Genomic DNA, 21408 nt, shown 5'->3' with positions numbered 1-21408 from the left:
TGACATATGATTAAGGGATGTTTTTTTCAAAAGGAAAGTGGCGTGAAGATTTATCTGGTCGGTGGTGCTGTTCGGGATGCGTTATTAGGGCTACCGATTAAAGATAAAGATTGGGTCGTTGTCGGCGCCACGCCGCAAGGAATGCTCGACGCGGGTTACCAACAGGTAGGCCGCGATTTTCCCGTGTTTCTGCATCCGCAAACCCGGGAAGAGTATGCGTTGGCGCGTACTGAACGCAAATCAGGTTCGGGATATACCGGATTCACCTGCTACGCCGCGCCAGATGTGACGCTGGAGGCCGATCTTCAGCGGCGCGACCTGACCATCAACGCAATGGCCCGCGATGACAACGGGGAGATTATCGACCCGTATAACGGACGCGATGATCTGGAAAACCGCCTGCTGCGTCATGTTTCCCCGGCTTTTAGCGAAGATCCACTGCGCGTGCTGCGCGTAGCGCGCTTTGCTGCCCGCTATGCGCACCTTGGCTTTCGTATTGCCGACGAAACCATGACGCTGATGCGCGATATGAACGCCGCTGGCGAGCTGGAACACTTGACGCCAGAGCGCGTGTGGAAAGAAACGGAAAGCGCCTTAACCACCCGCAACCCACAGGTATTTTTTCAGGTCCTGCGCGACTGCGGCGCACTGCACGTTCTGTTTCCTGAAGTGGATGCTCTGTTCGGCGTTCCCGCGCCCGCGCAATGGCACCCGGAAATTGATACCGGTATTCACACGCTGATGACGCTGTCGATGGCAGCCATGTTAAGCCCGGAGGTCGACGTGCGTTTTGCCACGCTGTGCCACGATCTTGGCAAAGCATTAACGCCTAAAGCGCTATGGCCGCGCCATCATGGCCACGGTCCGGCGGGCGTTAAGCTGGTCGAGCAACTGTGTCAGCGCCTGCGCGTGCCGAATGACATCCGTGATTTAGCCAAACTGGTGGCCGAGTTCCACGACCTCATTCATACCTTCCCGATCCTGCAACCGAAAACAATCGTTAAGCTGTTTGATTCCATCGATGCATGGCGCAAACCGCAGCGCGTGGAGCAAATCGCCCTCACCAGCGAGGCCGACGTGCGTGGGCGAACCGGTTTTGAAGCGGCGGATTACCCGCAAGGCAGGCTGTTGCGTGAAGCCTGGCTGGTTGCACAGGCGGTTCCCACGAAAGATGTCGTGGAAGCGGGATTCAAAGGTCAGGCAATTCGTGAAGAACTGACCCGGCGTCGCATTGCGGCGGTGGCCAACTGGAAGGAGAAGCGGTGTCCTAAACCCACCGCCTGAACGAATATCACCCGTAGGCCGGATAAGGTGAAACGACGCCATCCGGCACCACGGTAAGTCATCAGAAGAACACGACGTAAACGGCAGCCGCCACAATAAAGCGGTAAATCGCAAACGGAATGAACGAAATACGCTTAATCAGTTGCAGGAAGGTTTTGATCGCGACCAGCGCCACGATAAACGCCGTCACAAAACCGACTGCAAACATTGGGATATCTGATGCGCTAAGGAACGACCAGCTCTTGTAGAGATCCAGTGCCGTCGCGCCCATCATCATCGGCACCGCCAGCAGGAATGAAAACTCAGAAGCCGCATAACGGCTCACGCCCATCAGCATACCGCCAGAAATCGTCGCCCCTGAGCGAGAAAAACCCGGCCACAGCGCGAGACACTGAAAACAGCCAATCATAAACGCCTGGCGATAGGTCATATCATCCAGACCCGGCGCGCGCGGCTCTTTCGGCTTCAGGCATTCTGCGGCAATCAGCAGTACACCACCCACCACCAGCGCATACATCACGTTGATCGGGTTAAACAGCGACTTGATGGTGTCGTGGAACACCAGTCCCAGTACAACCGCCGGAATCATCCCCAACAGGATATGCCCCAGCGTCAGCCGACCTTTGCCAGTACCTTCATGCGGAGCCTTGCCGAAGTGAATGCCTATCAGGCCAAACAAACGTCGCCAGAACATCACCACTACTGCCAGAATAGACCCCAACTGGATCACCACCTCGAATGTTTTTGCGGTATCACCCTCAAAACCCAACAGGTGGCCAACAATAATCATATGGCCGGTACTGGAAACGGGTAAAAATTCCGTCAATCCTTCGACCACACCCAAAATTGCCGCCACCAGCAGCGAGTGCATATCACTCATTAATAAACCCCTAGATAGAGAAAACACGGCAAAAAAGAGCCGACGAAAGGACTCTTTTATACCCGTTTGATTTAGAAATTATTAAATTAATTATTTTCTTTCAGATTATTGCCACGCTCAATGACGACCCCGACGTTTGCCGCACGGGCTACCGCGCCAGGTTTGCTGAGTTTGATCCGCACCCACGGTGAATTAAAGCGGTTAAGTAGCAAATCCGCCACCTCTTCCGCCACACGTTCTACCAGCGCAAAACGCCCACCTTCCACATGATTAACAACCGTTTGAGCAATATCAGCATAGCTCAGGCAATCAGCCACATCATCGCTTTTAGCTGATTTGCGGTTATCCCATGCCATTTCGATATCGAACACCAACCGTTGTTCGATCGTTTGTTCCCAGTCGTAAACACCAATAGTGGTGATTACAGAAAGTTGCTCTATAAATACAATATCCATCACGACCTGCCTGCTTTTTGGCTAACCCGGATACCACTTCCGGCGAAATATGCGTATTATCCACAGAAGTAGCGTTTTACACGACATTTTCAAAACGGAACAGCTTATGAGTGCAATCGCGCCTGGAATGATTATCTTCGCGTACCTCTGTGGCTCAATTTCCAGTGCTATTCTGGTATGCCGCCTTGCTGGATTGCCGGACCCGCGCGACAGCGGCTCTGGCAATCCGGGCGCGACAAACGTGCTGCGCATCGGTGGCAAGGGAGCCGCCGTCGCGGTACTGATTTTCGACGTCCTGAAAGGTATGTTACCCGTCTGGGGTGCCTATGCGCTAGGCGTCAGCCCCTTCTGGCTGGGATTGATCGCAATCGCCGCCTGTCTGGGACACATTTGGCCGGTATTTTTCGGCTTTAAAGGTGGAAAAGGCGTTGCCACCGCCTTTGGCGCAATTGCGCCGATTGGCTGGGACTTAACCGGCGTGATGGCCGGAACCTGGCTACTAACCGTCCTGTTAAGCGGCTATTCGTCGTTAGGCGCTATCGTCAGTGCGCTGATCGCCCCTTTTTACGTCTGGTGGTTCAATCCCCAGTTCACTTTTCCGGTGTCCATGTTGTCGTGCTTAATTCTGCTTCGTCACCATGACAACATTCAGCGTCTGTGGCGTCGTCAGGAGCCGAAGATCTGGACCAAGCTAAAGAAAAAACGCGAAAAAGACCCCGAGTGATTTTATTGTCGGATAGCGACGCGTCGGCGTCTTATCCGGCCTCGGGGATGTGATACCCCTCCACCGGTTTGCCTAATCGGTTCTGACACCACGTCGCCAGAAACTCCACGCACACGCGAAGCTTCACGCTGCGATACAGCGGCTCCTGATAAACCGCCCAGATATTAGCGCTCTGCGCATAGTCCGGCAGCACCCGCTCCAGTTCACCGCTGGCCAGAAACGGTTGTACGTCCCATTCAGAACGCAGCATGATCCCTTTTCCCTGTAGCGCCCACTGCAGCACAATCTCACCGCTGTTAGAAGAAAGATGTCCCGCCACCTTAACCGACTTTTTCTCCTGACCGTTATCCAGTTCCCACACCCCGTGAGTCATATCCCGTTCTTTGGTGACCAGACAATCATGCCGAATTAATTCTTGTAACGTCGTCGGCTCACCGTATTTTTGTAAATACGTCGGTGCTGCGCATAATATCCTTTTATTTTTCGTTAACAAATGCGCAATATAATAATCAGGAATTTCATCATTGATACGAATATCCAAATCGATATTATCCTGCGCCAAATCAATTTGCCGATCGTAAAGTTCAAAATGTACCTGTAATTCAGGATAGCTGTGCATCAATTCTATAATTGCCGGTGCAATATAACTGCGCCCAAAACCAAAGCTACAGCCGATACGAATCATCCCTGCCGGACGCGTTTTGAGTTGCGTAACGTCATCGACCAAATGTTGATAACCTGCGAGGATCGCTTGCGCGTGTTCATAGCAACGTTGACCACTCTCCGTTAGCGCCACGCCACGCGCCGAGCGGCTTAGCAACGTAGCCCCTAGCGTGGACTCGAGGATCTGAATGCGCTTCGTCACAAACGCTGGCGTCTGGCCCAGCGTCGCAGCGGCGGCGCTAAAGCTGCCGCTATGAACAATTTCAACCAGCACCTGTAGGTCTTTCGCCAGGGGATACGTATTCAGCATGATCGGTAATCCGTAATGTGATTAACCGCAGTGTAATTCTCCCATACGTATTAAACCCTGCCCTGGCGCAATTTTTATTGCCTTATCTGGACATCATTCACGAACTGTTAATTAGATATTCACAGTGCCAAATAATATAAAACCACATTTTTAGTGGTAGTTTGTGGCGGAGAATTTATTTCCAGACAAATAAAAGAACTGGAGTTAATAAGATGAGCAATCAAAATAACCAACATGCGATAACTACGCTGACGAACATTGTCGCCGACTTTACCGCCATGATTTCTACCCGCATGCCTGACGATGTTGTGGATAAATTAAAACAGCTGCGTGAAGGCGAAACCTCGCCGATGGGTAAAATCATCTACCACACCATGTTTGACAACATGCAGAAAGCTATCGACCTGAACCGCCCTGCCTGTCAGGACACCGGGGAAATTATGTTCTTCGTGAAGGTCGGTTCCCGTTTTCCTCTACTTGGCGAACTGCAAAGCATTCTGAAACAGGCTGTTGAAGATGCCACGGTAAAAGCGCCGCTGCGCCATAACGCGGTTGAGATTTTTGACGAAGTGAATACCGGAAAAAATACCGGTACCGGTGTGCCGTGGATCACCTGGGACATCATCCCTGATAACGATGACGCGGAAATCGAAGTCTACATGGCAGGCGGCGGCTGTACGCTGCCGGGGCGCTCGAAAGTGTTAATGCCTTCTGAAGGCTACGAAGGCGTGGTGAAATTTGTCTTCGAAAATATCTCCACGCTGGCAGTCAACGCCTGTCCGCCAGTGCTGGTGGGCGTAGGTATTGCCACCTCTGTAGAAACCGCTGCCGTGCTTTCTCGTAAAGCGGTGCTGCGCCCAATCGGATCACGCCATCCAAACCCAAAAGCGGCAGAACTGGAACTGCGCCTGGAAGAAGGACTTAACCGTCTGGGCATTGGGCCGCAAGGGTTGACCGGGAATAGCTCAGTGATGGGCGTACATATCGAATCCGCCGCGCGCCACCCGTCGACTATCGGCGTTGCCGTCTCTACCGGCTGCTGGGCGCATCGTCGCGGCACGCTGTTGGTTCATGCCGACCTCTCCTTCGAAAACCTGTCTCACACCCGGAGCGCGTTATGAAAAAGATCCTCACAACCCCGATCAAAGCCGAAGATCTGGCAGACATTCGCGTTGGCGATGTCATTTACCTGACTGGCACGCTGGTGACCTGCCGTGACGTTTGCCACCGTCGCCTGATCGAACTGAAGCGCCCGATTCCTTATGACCTGAACGGCAAAGCCATTTTCCATGCGGGCCCGATCGTCCGTAAGAACGGTGAAAAATGGGAGATGGTCTCCGTCGGCCCAACTACCAGCATGCGTATGGAAGCGTTTGAGAAAGACTTTATCGAGCAGACGGGCGTCAAGCTGGTGGTCGGCAAAGGCGGCATGGGGCCGCTGACGGAAGAAGGCTGCAAACAGTTCAAAGCGCTGCACGTCATCTTCCCGGCTGGCTGTGCGGTCGTGGCGGCTACTCAGGTTGAAGAAATTGAAGAGGTTCACTGGACCGAACTCGGCATGCCGGAATCTCTGTGGGTATGCCGGGTAAAAGAGTTCGGCCCGCTGATCGTTTCCATCGATACTCACGGTAATAACCTGATTGCCGAAAACAAAAAGCTGTTCGCTGAACGTCGCGATCCTATCGTCGAAGAAATCTGCGAGCACGTGCACTACATCAAATAACCCTCCCGGAGGGGCGTAACGCCTCTCCCTCTTCGCAGGGATACAACAATGGCACCTTTAGCTGGTTGGTGGCGATACCTGGCTCCGCTGGTGGTCATCGCCATTATTGCTGTTCTGCCCGTCCCCACCGGTCTTGAGAGTCACACCTGGCTCTATTTTGCCGTCTTTACCGGTGTGATTGTCGGGCTTATTCTGGAACCTGTACCGGGCGCGGTGGTGGCGATGATTGGCATTTCGATCATCGCTGTCCTTTCACCGTGGCTGCTGTTCAGTCCGGAGCAACTCGCGCAGGACGGTTTTAAATTTACCGCCAAATCGCTGTCGTGGGCGGTATCTGGATTCTCAAACTCAGTCATCTGGCTGATCTTCGCGGCCTTTATGTTTGGTACCGGCTATGAGAAAACCGGCCTTGGTCGGCGAATCGCGCTGATGCTGGTGAAAAAGATGGGGCACCGGACGTTATTTCTCGGCTATGCGGTGATGTTCTCCGAACTTATCCTCGCTCCCGTCACGCCTTCCAACTCCGCGCGCGGAGCCGGAATAATCTACCCGATTATCCGCAACCTGCCGCCGCTGTATAACTCGCAGCCCAATAGCACCAGTTCACGCTCCATTGGCTCGTACATCATGTGGATGGGCATTGTCGCTGACTGCGTTACCAGCGCTATTTTCTTAACGGCGATGGCACCAAATCTGCTGTTGATCGGCCTGATGAAAGGCGCGTCCCACACGGCGCTGAGCTGGGGCGACTGGTTCTTAGGCATGCTGCCGCTGAGCATTTTACTGGTGCTGATCGTGCCATGGCTGGCGTACGTGCTGTATCCACCGGTGCTGAAATCCGGCGAGCAGGTTCCACGTTGGGCGGATACAGAGCTAAAAGCGATGGGACCGCTCTGCGCTCGCGAGAAAAAGATGCTGGCACTGATGGTCGGCGCGCTGGTGCTGTGGATCTTCGGCGGCGACTACATTGACGCCGCAATGGTCGGATACAGCGTGGTGGCGTTGATGCTGGTACTACGCATCATTAGCTGGGATGACATCGTCAGCAATAAAGCCGCATGGAACGTCTTTTTCTGGCTGGCCTCGCTGATAACGCTCGCCACCGGGCTCAATAACACCGGCTTTATCTCCTGGTTTGGCAAGCTGCTGGCGGGAGGACTGAGCGGCTATTCGCCGATGATGGTGATGGTGGCGCTGATCGTGGTGTTCTATCTGCTGCGCTACTTCTTTGCCAGCGCCACGGCGTATACCTCGGCACTCGCGCCGATGATGATTGCCGCCGCGCTGGCAATGCCGGAAATCCCGCTACCGGTCTTCTGCCTGATGGTCGGCGCCGTCATTGGTCTGGGCAGCATTCTGACCCCGTACGCCACCGGTCCTAGCCCTATCTACTACGGCAGCGGTTATTTGCCAACGGTGGATTACTGGCGGCTCGGCGCTATTTTTGGCCTGATTTTCCTCGTGCTGCTGGTGATCACCGGTCTGGTCTGGATGCCCCTCGTTTTGCTGTAATCTCCCTTGGGCGGCGTATTGTCGCCCCTTTATCCATAAGCTTCTCATATGATCGATTTCCCGATGCGCTGAGGCATACTTTTTTGTATGCAAACACCCTCATGCTGATAGGGGAAACGCTCTGGACACGGTTGCGCACGAGACACTCACACGGGGCTGGCAGGCCGAACTGGAACTGCATTTTACCTGCTCCGGGCACAAAACGGTGCTCGCCTTGGCGCGTCATCATGGTCCATTGACGGTTCAGCGCCCGTTTTACCCGGAAGAGGACGTCTGCCACCTCTATTTGCTGCATCCACCTGCGGGGATCGTTGGCGGGGATGAGCTTCATATTGCCGTCACACTCGACGAAAACAGCCATGCGTTAATCACCCAGCCCGGCGCGGGCAAGTTTTATCGCAGCCGTGGACCGCAGGCGTTGCTGCGCCAGCATTTTACCCTCGCCTCGCACGCCACGCTGGAGTGGCTGCCGCAGGATACGATCCTCTTTCCCGGCGCCAACGCCGCTATTCAGACCGTCTTTCATCTGACATCCGCAAGCCGCCTGCTGGCCTGGGATCTGCTGTGTCTTGGCCGACCGGTTATGCAGGAAACTTTCAGCCACGGCATGCTGCAAAATCGCCTGGAAGTGTGGCGAGATGGGCTGCCGCTGCTGATAGAACGCTTGATATTGCAGGAGGGGAATCTGAGCGGCGTCGCGCATCATCCTTGGGTCGGCACGTTGCTGTGTTATCCGGCCAACGAACACATGCTGGAGGGCACGCGGGAGCGGCTTATGGCGCTTGGCGATTACGCCGGGGCAACGCTTAACGACTCGCTGCTGACAATCCGTTTTCTTGCTAACGACAACCTGGTTGTTCAGCGCGTTATGCGTGACATCTGGCAATTTTTGCGCCCGCTGCTGACACATAAAACGCCTGTACTCCCGCGAATCTGGCAAACCTAAGAGAACCCTTATGGAACTGACCCCCAGAGAAAAAGATAAGTTGTTGCTGTTTACCGCCGCGCTGGTAGCGGAACGTCGCCTGGCCCGCGGGCTGAAGCTGAACTACCCGGAATCGGTGGCGCTGATTAGCGCTTTCATCATGGAAGGGGCGCGCGACGGGCAAACCGTGGCCGCACTGATGGAGGACGGGCGTCACGTGCTGCGCCGCGATCAGGTGATGGAAGGCGTACCGGAAATGATCCCGGATATTCAGGTTGAAGCCACCTTTCCGGACGGATCGAAGCTGGTCACTGTCCACAATCCGATCGTCTAAGGAGCGGCAATGATCCCAGGTGAATATCAGATCGCAAAAGGCAGTATCGCACTTAATCAGGGGCGAGAGATCTGCACGATCGTGGTTGAAAATCATGGCGACAGGCCCATCCAGGTGGGATCGCACTATCACTTTTTCGAAGTGAACCCGGCGCTGCACTTTGACAGGCTGGCCGCACGCGGCTTTCGTCTGAACATTGCTGCGGGCACAGCGGTGCGTTTTGAGCCAGGACAAAAACGCGAAGTCGAACTGGTGCGCGTTGCTGGCGCACAAAGGATCGTGGGTTTTCGCAGCGAAGTGATGGGCGCGCTGGAGGCAGATAATGAGTGACATTTCCCGGCAGGCGTACGCCGACATGTTTGGCCCAACCACCGGCGATAAAGTGCGCCTGGCGGATACCGACCTGTGGATCGAAGTGGAAAAAGACTTCACCACCTACGGTGAAGAGGTCAAATTCGGCGGCGGAAAAGTGATCCGCGACGGCATGGGCCAGGGGCAAATGCGCGCCGATGCATGTGTGGATCTGGTGATAACCAACGCGCTGATCGTCGATCACTGGGGGATCGTGAAAGCAGATATCGGTATCAAAGCCGGCAGGATCTTCGCCATCGGCAAGGCAGGTAATCCCGATATTCAGCCCAACGTTACGATTCCGATAGGCGTGGGAACTGAAGTCATCGCCGGGGAAGGCAAGATCGTCACCGCAGGCGGCGTGGATACGCATATTCACTGGATCTGCCCACAGCAAGCGCAAGAGGCGCTGGTTTCCGGCGTGACGACGATGATCGGCGGCGGCACCGGTCCGGCCGCGGGCACTCACGCCACCACCTGTACGCCGGGGCCGTGGTACATCGCACGCATGCTGCAGGCGGCAGACACGTTACCGGTTAACATCGGTTTACTGGGCAAAGGTAACGGCTCAAATCCTGACGCCTTGCGCGAGCAAATCACCGCGGGCGCAATTGGCCTGAAAATCCATGAAGACTGGGGTGCCACGCCCGCCGCTATTGACTGCGCACTGACCGTGGCCGACGAGATGGACATCCAGGTCGCGCTGCACAGTGACACGCTCAATGAGTCCGGTTTCGTGGAAGATACGCTGGCGGCGATTGGCGATCGCACCATTCATACTTTTCACACCGAAGGCGCGGGCGGCGGTCATGCGCCGGATATCATCACCGCCTGCGCGCATCCGAATATCCTGCCCTCCTCTACGAACCCGACGCTGCCCTATACCATCAACACCATCGACGAGCATCTCGACATGCTGATGGTTTGCCACCATCTCGATCCGGATATCGCCGAAGACGTGGCCTTTGCCGAATCACGCATTCGCCGGGAAACGATCGCTGCCGAAGATGTGCTGCATGACATTGGCGCCTTTTCCCTGACCTCGTCCGATTCACAGGCAATGGGGCGCGTGGGCGAAGTGATCCTGCGCACCTGGCAGGTGGCACACCGTATGAAGGCGCAGCGTGGACCTTTGGCAGAAGAAACCGGCGACAACGACAACCTGCGCGTTAAACGCTACGTCGCCAAATACACCATCAATCCGGCGCTAACCCACGGTATCGCCCATGAAGTCGGCTCCGTTGAACCTGGCAAACTGGCCGATCTGGTGCTGTGGTCACCGGCCTTCTTTGGCGTAAAACCAGCGACGATCGTTAAAGGCGGGATGATCGTCTGTGCGCCGATGGGCGACATCAATGCCTCGATTCCCACCCCACAGCCAGTGCATTACCGCATGATGTTCGGCGCACTTGGCGCAGCGCGGCATCACACCCGGCTGACCTTTATTTCGCAGGCCGCTGATGCGCAAAACATCGCGCAGCAGCTCAACCTGCAAAGCGCCATCGCCGTCGTTAAAGGCTGCAGAACAGTGAAAAAGGCCGACATGATCCACAACGACCTGCAACCCAATATCACCGTCGATGCTCAGACCTACGAGGTGCGTATTGATGGCGAACTGATTACCAGCGAACCGGCAAACGTTTTGCCGATGGCACAACGCTATTTTCTGTTTTGAGGAGTGACGATGATCTACCTGACCCAACGCCTTGACCACGCTCACCGCGCCACCGCAAGCGTCACGCTACCCATTGATATGCGGGTAAAAAGTCGTGCCAGAGTGGCGCTGAACGACGGTCGCGAAGCCGGGCTGATGCTACCGCGCGGTTTGCTGTTACGCGGTGGCGACCTGCTGACCACCGACGATGGCAGCGAGGTGATCGAAGTGATCGCCGCGCCGGAGTCGGTTTCCGTGGTGCGCTGCGCCGATCCTTTCCTACTCGCCAAAGCCTGTTATCACCTCGGCAATCGCCACGTTCCGCTGCAAATCCTGCCGGATGAGCTGCGCTACCACCACGATCATGTGCTGGACGCCATGCTGCGCCAGTTCAACCTCGAGGTGACGTTCGCCCAGTTGCCGTTTGAACCGGAAGCAGGCGCTTATGCCAGTGAATCACACGGGCATCATCACGGCCATGCGCACTGATGCATAACACCCAACAGCTGCGTCTGATGCAGCTCGCCAGCAGCGCACTCCCGGTGGGGTCGTTTACCTGGTCCCAGGGTCTGGAGTGGGCAGTGGAGATTGGCTGGGTGAAAAGCGTCGATGACTTCTCTGCCTGGCAAATTCAGCAGATGGAGCAGAACTTTTTTACCGTCGACCTACCGCTGCTGGCGAGACTGTATCGCGCCTGCGAGCAGGACGATCTCGACGCCGCACGCCGCTGGAGCGCTTACCTGTTAGCCTGTCGCGAAACCCGCGAACTGCGGGATGAAGAACGCAGTCGGGGCGCGGCGTTTACGCGGCTGGTCACCGACTGGGAGGCGGATTGCTCGCGAGAGTGGCGCACTCTCTTCGCCGACAGCCAACTCTGCGGCATGGCCTGGCTGGCCGTGCGCTGGAGAATTCCCCTGACCGAACTGGCGTTAAGCCTCGGCTACAGCTGGATTGAGAGCGCTGTGATGGCTGGCGTCAAGCTGGTTCCTTTTGGACAACAGGCGGCCCAGCGTTTGATTATTGCGCTCTGCGGTCGCTATGCGCAGGGTCTGGCTCAGGCGCTGGCGACGCCTGACGCCAGTCTCGGCTCCGCAACGCCGTTGGCCGCTATCGCGTCTGCCCGGCATGAAACCCAATATTCCCGATTATTCCGCTCCTGAGGAGAAAAAATGAGTAACTACAAGCATCCCCTGCGTGTGGGCGTTGGCGGCCCGGTCGGTTCCGGCAAAACGGCGCTGCTGGAAGCGTTATGCAAATCCATGCGCAGCAGCTATCAACTGGCGGTGGTGACCAACGATATCTACACCAAAGAAGATCAGCGCATTCTCACCGAGGCGGGCGCACTGGAGCCAGACCGGATCGTCGGTGTGGAAACCGGCGGCTGCCCACATACCGCCATCCGCGAAGATGCGTCGATGAATCTGGCTGCCGTAGAGGCGCTGAGCGAGAAATTCGGCAATCTGGATCTGATTTTTGTGGAAAGCGGTGGCGATAACCTGAGCGCCACCTTTAGTCCGGAATTAGCGGATCTGACGATCTATGTGATCGACGTTGCCGAAGGCGAGAAGATCCCGCGTAAGGGAGGGCCGGGGATCACTAAATCCGATTTTCTGGTTATCAATAAAACCGATCTGGCCCCTTACGTCGGCGCCTCGCTGGAGGTGATGGAACGCGATACCCTGCGTATGCGCGGGGAGCGTCCATGGACGTTCAGCAATTTAAAATCCGGAGAGGGTCTGGAAAAAATTATCGCGTTTCTGGAAGAGAAAGGAATGCTGCGGATGTAGCGTCTTGCCCGGTAACATTGCGCCACCGGGCAAAAAATCACGCCGCCGGTAATTCCGCCAGCGGCCAGCGTGGGCGCACGGTTACGCCAAGATCCGCCGTTGCGCCCGCTTTAAAACGCACCATGCCCGCGTAGGCGATCATCGCCCCGTTGTCGGTACAAAATTCCGGACGCGCGTAAAATACTTCGCCACGACGTTTTTGCATCATCTCGGCCAGTTTTGCGCGTAGCGTACGGTTAGCGCTCACGCCCCCCGCCATCACCAGACGTTTAAAACCGGTTTGATCCAGCGCGCGTTTGCACTTGATCATCAGCGTATCAACTACCGCATCTTCAAAGGCACGAGCAATATCTGCGCGCGTCTGATCGTCATTTTCGTTATTACGAATAGTATTCGCGGCAAAGGTTTTCAGCCCGGAGAAGCTGAAATCCAGCCCCGGACGATCGGTCATCGGGCGCGGGAAGACAAAACGTTTTTCAACGCCTTGCGAGGCCAGCTTTGACAACATTGGACCGCCAGGATAATCCAGCCCCAGCAGCTTGGCGGTTTTGTCGAACGCTTCGCCAGCAGCATCATCAATCGATTCGCCGAGTAATTCATACTGACCGATACCGGTGACGCTGATCAGCTGCGTGTGACCGCCGGAAACCAGCAGCGCGACGAACGGGAACGCAGGGGGATTATCTTCCAGCATTGGCGCCAGCAGATGCCCTTCCATGTGGTGCACAGGAATTGCCGGTACGCCCCAGGCGAACGCCAGCGAACGTCCTACGGTTGCGCCAACCAGCAGCGCGCCAACCAGACCAGGACCTGCGGTATACGCCACCGCATCAATCTCTTTTGCAGTCAGTCCCGCCTCTTTCAGCGCGGCCTGGATCAGCGGTACGGTTTTACGTACGTGATCGCGCGAGGCCAGTTCTGGCACTACGCCGCCGTAGTCAGCGTGTAATTTCACCTGACTATACAATTGGTTGGCTAAAAGACCTTTTTCATCGTCGTAAATGGCGATGCCAGTTTCATCGCAGGATGTTTCAATACCCAGTACACGCATGACTTGTTTTACCTCGCTCTATTACCGCGCAGTGTAGGACCAATGCGGGTTGATGTAAAACTTTGTTCGCCCCAGGAGTTTCGCTCGTGTATACTCCTTGTCCTTATAAAAGTCCCTTTCAAAATCGCGTCGGTGCTTTACAAAGCAGCAGCAATTGCAGTAAAATTCCGCACCATTTTGAAATAAGCTGGCGTTGATGCCAGCGGCAAACCGAATTTATTAAAGGTGAGAGTTACATGCCGGTAATTAAAGTACGTGAAAACGAGCCGTTCGACGTAGCACTGCGTCGCTTCAAGCGTTCATGCGAAAAAGCAGGTGTTCTGGCGGAAGTTCGTCGTCGTGAGTTCTATGAAAAACCGACTACCGAACGTAAGCGCGCTAAAGCTTCTGCTGTGAAACGTCACGCGAAGAAACTGGCTCGCGAAAACGCACGCCGTACTCGTCTGTACTAATCCATTGAGAGCCAAAGCTCTCAATTCAGACTGAGTTGTAGTTGTAAGGCCGTGCTTCCGGAAGGAATGCGCGGCTTATTTTCGTTTATACACGTCATCATTCAAGCTGCCTCAGTGTTGGCTGCAGTCGCTCACCCCAGTCACGTACTGATGTACGCTCCTGAGGATTCGCTTCCTTGCCGCCTTGATGCATCCTGAATGATTTTGTGTATATGAGTCATCAAAAAACAGGGGCTTATGGCTGGACGAATTCCTCGCGTTTTTATCAATGACCTGCTGGCAAGAACCGACATCGTCGATCTCATCGACGCGCGGGTAAAGCTGAAAAAGCAGGGCAAAAATTATCACGCGTGCTGTCCGTTTCATAACGAAAAAACCCCCTCTTTCACCGTAAACGGTGAAAAACAGTTTTATCACTGCTTTGGGTGTGGCGCGCATGGCAACGCCGTCGACTTTCTCATGAACTACGACAAGCTCGAGTTTGTGGAAACCGTCGAAGAACTGGCCGCAATGCACAACCTTGAAGTGCCCTATGAAGCAGGCAGTGGCCCCAGTCAGATAGAGCGCCATCAACGGCAAAGCCTTTATCAATTGATGGATGGCCTGAACACTTTTTATCAACAGTCTTTGATGCAACCCGCCGCTACCCCTGCGCGCCAGTACCTGGAAAAGCGAGGATTAAGTAGCGACGTTATCACCCGTTTTGCTATTGGTTTTGCGCCCCCCGGCTGGGACAACGTCCTGAAACGGTTTGGCGGCAATGCTGAAAATCGCAAATCGCTGGTTGATGCGGGGATGTTGGTCACCAACGATCAGGGACGCAGTTACGATCGCTTCCGCGAACGGGTGATGTTCCCCATCCGCGACAAACGTGGTCGGGTCATTGGTTTTGGTGGACGCGTGCTGGGCGATGCCCTGCCGAAGTATCTCAACTCCCCGGAAACCGATATTTTCCATAAAGGTCGCCAGCTGTATGGTCTTTATGAAGCCCAGCAGGATAACGCCGATCCACAGCGTCTGTTAGTGGTAGAAGGCTATATGGATGTGGTGGCGCTGGCGCAATACGGCATTAACTACGCCGTGGCATCCCTTGGGACGTCAACCACCGCCGATCACATCCAACTGTTGTTCCGCGCGACGAACAACGTAATTTGCTGTTACGACGGCGACCGTGCCGGACGCGACGCAGCATGGCGCGCGCTGGAAACCGCACTGCCCTATATGACAGACGGACGCCAGCTACGCTTTATGTTTTTACCTGACGGCGAAGATCCCGATACGCTGGTGCGCAAAGAAGGGAAAGAGGCCTTTGAAGCGCGGATGGAGCAGGCGCTGCCGCTCTCTGCGTTTTTATTTAACAGCCTGTTGCCGCAGGTGGATTTGAGTACCCCAGACGGACGCGCACAGCTCAGCACGCTGGCATTACCGCTGATTACTCAGGTACCAGGCGAAACGTTGCGCATTTACCTGCGACAGGAGTTGGGAAACAAGCTCGGCATTCTGGATGACAGCCAGCTTGAACGTTTAATGCCAAAACTGGCAGAAAATGGGGCTTCCCGCCCTGTTCCACAGCTAAAACGTACGACCATGCGTATACTTATAGGGTTGCTGGTGCAGAACCCGGAGCTCGCCCCGCTGGTTCCACCGTTAGGCGCACTGGATAGCAATAAGCTGCCTGGACTTGGCTTATTCAGAGAACTGGTCAACACTTGTCTGGCTCAGCCAGGTCTGACCACCGGGCAACTTTTAGAACACTATCGTGGCACAAATGATGCTGCGACCCTTGAAAAACTGTCGATGTGGGACGATATAGCAGATAAAGATATCGCAGAAAAAACCTTCACCGACTCACTCAACCATATGTTTGATTCGATGCTTGAACTGCGCCAGGAAGAGTTGATAGCTCGTGAGCGCACACACGGTTTAAGTAGCGAAGAACGCCGGGAACTCTGGACGCTGAACCAGGAACTGGCAAAGAAATAAGAGAAAGACAAAACAAAGACAAAATCATTCGCGTTGTATCAAGGCAGCAAGTAAACGAACGCAGCTAACGCAGAGACAACGTGAAAGATGAAGTATTTAACGGCTTAACTGCCGAATATCGATCGGGAAGCCCCCGACAGCCGCACGGAGAGGCAGCGGCAAAATATAAGTATGCCCTCGTTTTGCCGTTGGCGGTTTTACCGCCCAACACCAATCAAACGAATTAAGTGTGGATACCGTCTTATGGAGCAAAACCCGCAGTCACAGCTGAAGCTTCTTGTCCAACGTGGTAAGGAGCAAGGCTATCTGACCTATGCCGAGGTCAATGACCATCTGCCGGAAGATATCGTCGATTCAGATCAAATCGAAGACATCATCCAAATGATCAATGACATGGGTATTCAGGTGATGGAAGAAGCACCTGATGCCGATGATCTGCTGCTTGCTGAAACCTCCAACAGCACCGATGAAGACGCGGAAGAAGCGGCTGCCCAGGTTCTGTCCAGCGTTGAGTCCGAAATCGGTCGTACAACTGACCCGGTCCGCATGTACATGCGTGAAATGGGTACCGTTGAACTGTTAACCCGCGAAGGCGAAATCGACATCGCTAAACGCATCGAAGACGGGATTAACCAGGTTCAATGCTCCGTTGCCGAATACCCGGAAGCTATCACCTACCTGCTTGAGCAGTACGATCGCGTAGAAGCTGAAGAAGCACGTCTTTCCGATCTGATCACTGGCTTTGTCGATCCAAACGCGGAAGAAGACATGGCGCCAACGGCGACCCACGTCGGTTCTGAACTCTCTCAGGAAGAGATGGATGACGATGAAGACGAAGATGAAGAAGATGGCGACGACGACAGCAGCGATGATGACAACAGCATCGACCCTGAGTTAGCGCGTGAAAAATTCGGTGAACTGCGTACTCAGTACGAAATCACTCGCGACACCATCAAAGCGAAAGGCCGCAGCCATGCTGCCGCGCAGGAAGAAATTCAGAAGCTGTCCGAAGTGTTCAAACAGTTCCGCCTGGTGCCGAAGCAGTTCGACTACCTGGTAAACAGCATGCGCGTCATGATGGACCGCGTGCGTACTCAGGAACGTCTGATCATGAAGCTCTGCGTTGAGCAGTGCAAAATGCCGAAGAAAAACTTCATCACCCTGTTCACTGGCAACGAAACCAGCGAAACCTGGTTCAACGCGGCAATCGCGATGAACAAACCGTGGTCTGAAAAACTGCACGATGTGGCAGATGACGTTCACCGCGGCCTGCAGAAACTGCAGCAGATTGAAGAAGAAACCGGCCTGACCATCGAGCAGGTTAAAGATATCAACCGTCGCATGTCCATCGGTGAAGCGAAAGCCCGCCGTGCGAAAAAAGAGATGGTTGAAGCGAACTTACGTCTGGTTATCTCTATCGCTAAAAAATACACCAACCGTGGCCTGCAGTTCCTGGATCTGATTCAGGAAGGTAACATCGGTCTGATGAAAGCGGTTGATAAGTTTGAATACCGTCGTGGTTACAAGTTCTCCACCTATGCAACCTGGTGGATCCGTCAGGCGATCACCCGTTCGATCGCGGATCAGGCGCGTACCATCCGTATCCCGGTACATATGATTGAGACTATCAACAAGCTCAACCGTATCTCCCGTCAGATGCTGCAAGAGATGGGCCGCGAGCCTACGCCGGAAGAACTGGCTGAACGCATGCTGATGCCGGAAGACAAGATCCGTAAAGTGCTGAAGATCGCTAAAGAGCCTATCTCCATGGAAACGCCGATCGGCGACGATGAAGATTCGCATCTGGGTGATTTCATCGAGGATACCACCCTCGAGCTGCCGCTGGACTCTGCGACTACCGAGAGCCTGCGTGCCGCAACGCACGACGTTCTGGCTGGCCTGACCGCCCGTGAAGCGAAAGTTCTGCGTATGCGTTTCGGTATCGATATGAACACCGACCACACGCTGGAAGAAGTCGGTAAACAGTTCGACGTTACCCGTGAACGTATCCGTCAGATCGAAGCGAAAGCGCTGCGTAAACTGCGCCACCCGAGCCGCTCAGAAGTACTGCGTAGCTTCCTCGACGATTAATCGTTTCTGTTATTAAGAAGCTCCCTCCGGGGAGCTTTTTTTTTGGGATTTTCCGCAGTGTACAAAAATTGGTAGGGGGCATCGCCTATACATGCAATTGTAAATGATATTTATTTTCATTATCATTTTTCTTTTCGTAAACAACTGTAAAGAAAAATGACATGAATTTAAAAACATTAAAAAATCAGTCCCTCTGCGCGCTTGCGATTTCACTGGCACTTTATGCCGGTTCAGCCCTGGCAAAAGACTTTACTGAGGATCAGTTCGCCTCTCAGACGCTTGGTCATGGCGTTTACGAACTGGCTTATGACGCCGGACAACAGGCTATCTATGCAGCCTCTGCCCCCTCTTTCGACAAAGATAAAACCGCCGGTGAAGTGTTCCTGTTTTCAACTGAATCATTAAAAGTCGATGAGCGGATCGCCACCGAACGCCGTCCTTTTGCGGTCTCACTGGATGAACCTAACCACATTCTCTGGCTAGGTAATGCGCTGGATGGCTCACTGACCCTGCTGGATACCCGTACCCATAAAGAAGTGAAAATGCTTCAGCTTGCAGACGAAGAAAATAAAGCCCACGTTCGTGAAGTGGTGCTCGACAAGAAGCACCACCGTCTGTATGTCTCCGGTATTGGCAGTGAAAATAAAGGTGTGCTGTGGGTTGTCGACACGTATAACCAGAAACTATTACACGCCCTCAAAGGGATGGATCCGGTCGGTTTCGCCGTTGATGAAGCTGGCGATAAAGTTTACGCCGTCACTGGCAAAGGCGAACTGGTTACCCTGGATGGCAAAACGTCGCAGGTTCTGTCGCGTGTGAAGGTTGACCCCTCCGAGCCGAAGCATTACTTCCTGAACATCGCGTTGAACACGGCCAAAGGCGTCGGATTTATCGCCGATACCAACACCGCCGACGTGCTGGTAGTCCAACTGGGCAGCGGTAAAATTGTTCACCGCGTTCCCACGCCAAACTCCATCGCTGCGGTCTATAACCCTGCCCGCAACGAAGTGTATGTTACCCATCGCAATGCCCGTCAGATTAGCGTTATCGATGCCAACACTTACAGCCTGAAGCACACCATCAAAACGGCAGCAATGCCAAACAGCATGGTGCTTTCTCCTGACAGCAAAACGCTCTTCGTTAGCGTGAAGCAGGATGAAAAAGCCAACAAGGCTGACTATGTACTCAAGCTCGATTTAACCCAGTTCTGAGGAATGCGTTGTGATTAACCAGACTCGTACCGCGCTGGCGATTTCGCTCGCCCTTGCCAGCCTCCCGGCGACCGTTTTCGCCGAAGAAACCACACCAGATAATGAAGATCAACTGGTGGTCACCGCCACCGGTTTCGCACAGGAACGCCGTGAGGCACCGGCGACCATCTCCGTCGTCGGCGAGAAAGAACTGAACACCCGCTCTAACCAGAACGTCACCGAAGCCCTTCGCGAGATGCCCGGCGTATTGGTGGGTAATGGCAACGGTAGCCTTGCCACAGGCGATGTGCAGATGCGCGGCATGGACTCGACCTATACCTCCTACATGGTCAACGGCATCAAACAAGGCACCCGCGAATCGCGTCCTTACGGACACCATATCGGGACAGAGGCTGCCTTTTTACCGCCGCTTGCTGCTATCGAGCGAATCGAGGTGATTCGCGGACCGATGTCCTCACTGTATGGCTCTGACTCCATCGGCGGCGTGGTCAACGTCATCACCAAAAAAGGCTACAACCTCGATAAATGGACAGGTGTGCTGGAAGATAACTACTTCCTGCAAGAGAAGAGCGAGTACGGTAACACCAACCAGACCAATGTCTTCCTGATGGGGCCAATTATCCCCAGCAAGCTCGGAGTGAGCGTAGCGGCGGATTATCTTGATCGCCGTGATGACGACAGCATCTCCGATGAGCGCTTTGTGAAGCACCAGGCTGGCAATCTGGATGCCACCATCAACATGTCGCCGACCGACACCCAACTGTGGGATTTGAACGTCGTCAAAGGGCATCAGGTAAAATCACACAATGATAAAGCCTGGCAATGGGACTTTGACCGCGATGCCGCTTCACTTGCGCAGCATGCCTGGTACGGCGACGATCTGCTGGAAGTGAAGAACTTCATCAGCTACGAAAACGCTAAAACCGAGTATCGTGTGCCGGGCATGAGTTCGCAGTTCATTAAGCAGAAAAACTATGAAGCCAACAGCGCGAACACCTTTACGCTGGGCGACCACAAGTTGACGCTGGGGATCAACTTCACCCGTAATGAGCTGGACGACACTTTCGGCATCGAAAACAAAGAAGTGCCGGGCATAACGCCAGTCAGCAAGATCACCCGTGACGGCTGGGCCATCTTCGCGGAAGATGCCTGGATGATGGTTCCGGACTTCACCCTCACCACCTCGGCGCGTCTCGATCACGACAGCTACTTTGGCTACCACGTCACGCCAAAACTCTACGGTAACTGGACGATTGACGAAAACTGGGCGCTGAAGGGCGGCGTATCGGCGGGCTATAAAAAACCGGACCTGCGTGAGAACAATGAAGGCTTCACCAGCGTCTACGGTTCGTATCCGTATTCCTTCATTGGGATCGGTAACGATGACCTGAAACCTGAGCAGAGCGTCAATACCGAGCTGGGCGTCTACTGGCAACAGGACACACTGGCACTAGATGCAACTGCGTTCTTCACCAAATTCAAGGACAAGATCAGCGACTACACCATCTGTACCGCAACGGCCACGCAGAAGTGCATTTACAACGGGTATGAAGCGGAAGAAGTCTCGCAGTATTTCAACGTCAGCGACGCGGAAATCTATGGCCTGGAGCTGAACGGCGACTGGCAGGTCACTACCGCGCTGAAAGCGAACGCGAACTACACCTATACCCACAGCGAGCAAAAGAGCGGTCAGTACAAGGGCGAGGCGCTGAACGAGTTCCCGACGAGCATGGCCAACCTGTCTCTGACATGGAATGCACTTAACGATCTGGAGCTGTGGAGTAAAGCCAGCTGGCGCAGCAATACGCCTGACATCGGCAAATCAACGTCAACCGACGCCTATGCGCTGGTCGATTTAGGCGCACGCTACCATCTCAACAAGAGCATCACATTGATGGCGGGGGTTTATAACCTGTTCGACGTGAACCCAATCTACAAAACGTCCTATAACCAGTCTTCCATCCTGGAAGGACGCCGCTACAACATGGGCGCACGCTTCGAGTTCTGACAGTGACGCC

21 protein-coding genes are annotated in these 21408 nt (G+C 54.4%); 17 read left to right on the top strand and 4 right to left on the bottom strand.

The window, feature by feature from the left end:
• The first annotated feature begins 42 nt into the window (after nucleotides 1–42).
• Nucleotides 43–1284, top strand: coding sequence for a multifunctional CCA addition/repair protein (locus OGX66_RS14450; protein ID WP_003024653.1), 1242 nt, complete (start codon nucleotides 43–45; stop codon nucleotides 1282–1284).
• Between the two features lie 61 nt (nucleotides 1285–1345).
• On the opposite strand, the gene bacA is transcribed toward OGX66_RS14450, so the two are convergent.
• The gene (bacA, locus tag OGX66_RS14445; protein ID WP_049015216.1) at nucleotides 1346–2164 is read right to left on the bottom strand and encodes an undecaprenyl-diphosphate phosphatase; all 819 of its coding nucleotides are present in this window, start codon (nucleotides 2162–2164) and stop codon (nucleotides 1346–1348) included.
• Nucleotides 2165–2250: 86 nt separating this feature from the next.
• Nucleotides 2251–2619, bottom strand: coding sequence for a bifunctional dihydroneopterin aldolase/7,8-dihydroneopterin epimerase (gene folB, locus OGX66_RS14440; RefSeq protein WP_003838117.1), 369 nt, complete (start codon nucleotides 2617–2619; stop codon nucleotides 2251–2253).
• A 106-nt stretch (nucleotides 2620–2725) separates the two neighbouring features.
• Here folB and plsY point away from each other — a divergent pair, with 106 nt between their 5' ends.
• A complete protein-coding gene (gene plsY, locus OGX66_RS14435) occupies nucleotides 2726–3343 on the top strand; it encodes a glycerol-3-phosphate 1-O-acyltransferase PlsY (RefSeq protein WP_003024662.1) in 618 nt (205 codons plus the stop codon).
• A 31-nt stretch (nucleotides 3344–3374) separates the two neighbouring features.
• On the opposite strand, the gene ttdR is transcribed toward plsY, so the two are convergent.
• Nucleotides 3375–4316, bottom strand: coding sequence for an L-tartrate utilization transcriptional activator TtdR (ttdR, locus tag OGX66_RS14430; protein WP_086550485.1), 942 nt, complete (start codon nucleotides 4314–4316; stop codon nucleotides 3375–3377).
• 212 nt (nucleotides 4317–4528) lie between these two features.
• Here ttdR and ttdA point away from each other — a divergent pair, with 212 nt between their 5' ends.
• The 10 genes from ttdA (at nucleotide 4529) to ureG (ending at nucleotide 12602) form a co-directional block, all read left to right on the top strand.
• Nucleotides 4529–5437, top strand: a complete 909-nt coding sequence (ttdA, locus tag OGX66_RS14425) for a L(+)-tartrate dehydratase subunit alpha (protein ID WP_003838113.1) — start codon at nucleotides 4529–4531, stop codon at nucleotides 5435–5437.
• The gene (gene ttdB, locus OGX66_RS14420; protein ID WP_032937359.1) at nucleotides 5434–6039 is read left to right on the top strand and encodes a L(+)-tartrate dehydratase subunit beta; all 606 of its coding nucleotides are present in this window, start codon (nucleotides 5434–5436) and stop codon (nucleotides 6037–6039) included. Before ttdA ends, ttdB begins: the two co-directional genes overlap by 4 nt.
• Before the next feature lie 48 nt (nucleotides 6040–6087).
• Nucleotides 6088–7551: an anion permease gene (locus OGX66_RS14415; protein WP_054528794.1), complete on the top strand. Its 1464-nt coding sequence runs from the start codon at nucleotides 6088–6090 to the stop codon at nucleotides 7549–7551.
• 121 nt (nucleotides 7552–7672) lie between these two features.
• A complete protein-coding gene (locus OGX66_RS14410) occupies nucleotides 7673–8497 on the top strand; it encodes an urease accessory protein UreD (RefSeq protein ID WP_197971074.1) in 825 nt (274 codons plus the stop codon).
• 10 nt (nucleotides 8498–8507) lie between these two features.
• A complete protein-coding gene (locus OGX66_RS14405; protein WP_003024678.1) occupies nucleotides 8508–8810 on the top strand; it encodes an urease subunit gamma in 303 nt (100 codons plus the stop codon).
• A gap of 9 nt (nucleotides 8811–8819) precedes the next feature.
• Nucleotides 8820–9140: an urease subunit beta gene (locus OGX66_RS14400; RefSeq protein WP_003024680.1), complete on the top strand. Its 321-nt coding sequence runs from the start codon at nucleotides 8820–8822 to the stop codon at nucleotides 9138–9140.
• A complete protein-coding gene (gene ureC, locus OGX66_RS14395; RefSeq protein ID WP_100280206.1) occupies nucleotides 9133–10836 on the top strand; it encodes an urease subunit alpha in 1704 nt (567 codons plus the stop codon). The genes OGX66_RS14400 and ureC overlap by 8 nt, the downstream gene beginning before the upstream one ends.
• Before the next feature lie 9 nt (nucleotides 10837–10845).
• Entirely contained in the window at nucleotides 10846–11304 is a 459-nt protein-coding gene (ureE, locus tag OGX66_RS14390) for an urease accessory protein UreE (protein ID WP_057063700.1), read from the top strand.
• Nucleotides 11304–11975, top strand: a complete 672-nt coding sequence (locus tag OGX66_RS14385) for an urease accessory protein UreF (RefSeq protein WP_003024687.1) — start codon at nucleotides 11304–11306, stop codon at nucleotides 11973–11975. The genes ureE and OGX66_RS14385 overlap by 1 nt, the downstream gene beginning before the upstream one ends.
• A gap of 9 nt (nucleotides 11976–11984) precedes the next feature.
• Nucleotides 11985–12602, top strand: coding sequence for an urease accessory protein UreG (gene ureG / locus OGX66_RS14380; RefSeq protein WP_003024692.1), 618 nt, complete (start codon nucleotides 11985–11987; stop codon nucleotides 12600–12602).
• Between the two features lie 37 nt (nucleotides 12603–12639).
• Here ureG and tsaD read toward each other — a convergent pair whose 3' ends face one another.
• Complete coding sequence (tsaD, locus tag OGX66_RS14375; protein ID WP_003024694.1) at nucleotides 12640–13653, bottom strand: tRNA (adenosine(37)-N6)-threonylcarbamoyltransferase complex transferase subunit TsaD; 1014 nt, start codon at nucleotides 13651–13653, stop codon at nucleotides 12640–12642.
• Nucleotides 13654–13889: 236 nt separating this feature from the next.
• Between tsaD and rpsU the strand changes: the two genes are divergently transcribed.
• The 5 genes from rpsU (at nucleotide 13890) to OGX66_RS14350 (ending at nucleotide 21398) form a co-directional block, all read left to right on the top strand.
• On the top strand, nucleotides 13890–14105 hold the full coding sequence (gene rpsU / locus OGX66_RS14370) for a 30S ribosomal protein S21 (RefSeq protein ID WP_001144069.1): 216 nt from the start codon (nucleotides 13890–13892) through the stop codon (nucleotides 14103–14105).
• Nucleotides 14106–14342: 237 nt separating this feature from the next.
• Nucleotides 14343–16088, top strand: a complete 1746-nt coding sequence (gene dnaG, locus OGX66_RS14365) for a DNA primase (protein WP_003024697.1) — start codon at nucleotides 14343–14345, stop codon at nucleotides 16086–16088.
• 243 nt (nucleotides 16089–16331) lie between these two features.
• A complete protein-coding gene (rpoD, locus tag OGX66_RS14360; protein WP_003024699.1) occupies nucleotides 16332–18179 on the top strand; it encodes an RNA polymerase sigma factor RpoD in 1848 nt (615 codons plus the stop codon).
• A 161-nt stretch (nucleotides 18180–18340) separates the two neighbouring features.
• On the top strand, nucleotides 18341–19390 hold the full coding sequence (gene yncE / locus OGX66_RS14355; protein WP_048218613.1) for a 7-bladed beta-propeller protein YncE: 1050 nt from the start codon (nucleotides 18341–18343) through the stop codon (nucleotides 19388–19390).
• A gap of 10 nt (nucleotides 19391–19400) precedes the next feature.
• The gene (locus OGX66_RS14350) at nucleotides 19401–21398 is read left to right on the top strand and encodes a TonB-dependent receptor domain-containing protein (protein WP_088903056.1); all 1998 of its coding nucleotides are present in this window, start codon (nucleotides 19401–19403) and stop codon (nucleotides 21396–21398) included.
• The last annotated feature ends 10 nt before the right edge of the window (nucleotides 21399–21408 follow it).

It is taken from the genome of Citrobacter sp. Cf072, from assembly GCF_030334485.1.
GTDB lineage: Bacteria > Pseudomonadota > Gammaproteobacteria > Enterobacterales > Enterobacteriaceae > Citrobacter > Citrobacter freundii.
This window is presented reverse-complemented; position numbering and strand designations above follow the sequence as displayed.

Excerpts from the sequence above, each read along its gene's own strand:
- bacA (WP_049015216.1), bottom strand. The coding sequence starts at position 2,164 with ATGAGTGATATGCACTCGCTGCTGGTGGCGGCAATTTTGGGTGTGGTC.
- folB (WP_003838117.1), bottom strand. The coding sequence starts at position 2,619 with ATGGATATTGTATTTATAGAGCAACTTTCTGTAATCACCACTATTGGT.
- plsY (WP_003024662.1), top strand. The coding sequence starts at position 2,726 with ATGAGTGCAATCGCGCCTGGAATGATTATCTTCGCGTACCTCTGTGGC.
- ttdR (WP_086550485.1), bottom strand. The coding sequence starts at position 4,316 with ATGCTGAATACGTATCCCCTGGCGAAAGACCTACAGGTGCTGGTTGAA.
- ttdA (WP_003838113.1), top strand. The coding sequence starts at position 4,529 with ATGAGCAATCAAAATAACCAACATGCGATAACTACGCTGACGAACATT.
- ttdB (WP_032937359.1), top strand. The coding sequence starts at position 5,434 with ATGAAAAAGATCCTCACAACCCCGATCAAAGCCGAAGATCTGGCAGAC.
- OGX66_RS14415 (WP_054528794.1), top strand. The coding sequence starts at position 6,088 with ATGGCACCTTTAGCTGGTTGGTGGCGATACCTGGCTCCGCTGGTGGTC.
- OGX66_RS14405 (WP_003024678.1), top strand. The coding sequence starts at position 8,508 with ATGGAACTGACCCCCAGAGAAAAAGATAAGTTGTTGCTGTTTACCGCC.
- OGX66_RS14400 (WP_003024680.1), top strand. The coding sequence starts at position 8,820 with ATGATCCCAGGTGAATATCAGATCGCAAAAGGCAGTATCGCACTTAAT.
- ureC (WP_100280206.1), top strand. The coding sequence starts at position 9,133 with ATGAGTGACATTTCCCGGCAGGCGTACGCCGACATGTTTGGCCCAACC.
- ureE (WP_057063700.1), top strand. The coding sequence starts at position 10,846 with ATGATCTACCTGACCCAACGCCTTGACCACGCTCACCGCGCCACCGCA.
- OGX66_RS14385 (WP_003024687.1), top strand. The coding sequence starts at position 11,304 with ATGCATAACACCCAACAGCTGCGTCTGATGCAGCTCGCCAGCAGCGCA.
- ureG (WP_003024692.1), top strand. The coding sequence starts at position 11,985 with ATGAGTAACTACAAGCATCCCCTGCGTGTGGGCGTTGGCGGCCCGGTC.
- tsaD (WP_003024694.1), bottom strand. The coding sequence starts at position 13,653 with ATGCGTGTACTGGGTATTGAAACATCCTGCGATGAAACTGGCATCGCC.
- rpsU (WP_001144069.1), top strand. The coding sequence starts at position 13,890 with ATGCCGGTAATTAAAGTACGTGAAAACGAGCCGTTCGACGTAGCACTG.
- dnaG (WP_003024697.1), top strand. The coding sequence starts at position 14,343 with ATGGCTGGACGAATTCCTCGCGTTTTTATCAATGACCTGCTGGCAAGA.
- rpoD (WP_003024699.1), top strand. The coding sequence starts at position 16,332 with ATGGAGCAAAACCCGCAGTCACAGCTGAAGCTTCTTGTCCAACGTGGT.
- yncE (WP_048218613.1), top strand. The coding sequence starts at position 18,341 with ATGAATTTAAAAACATTAAAAAATCAGTCCCTCTGCGCGCTTGCGATT.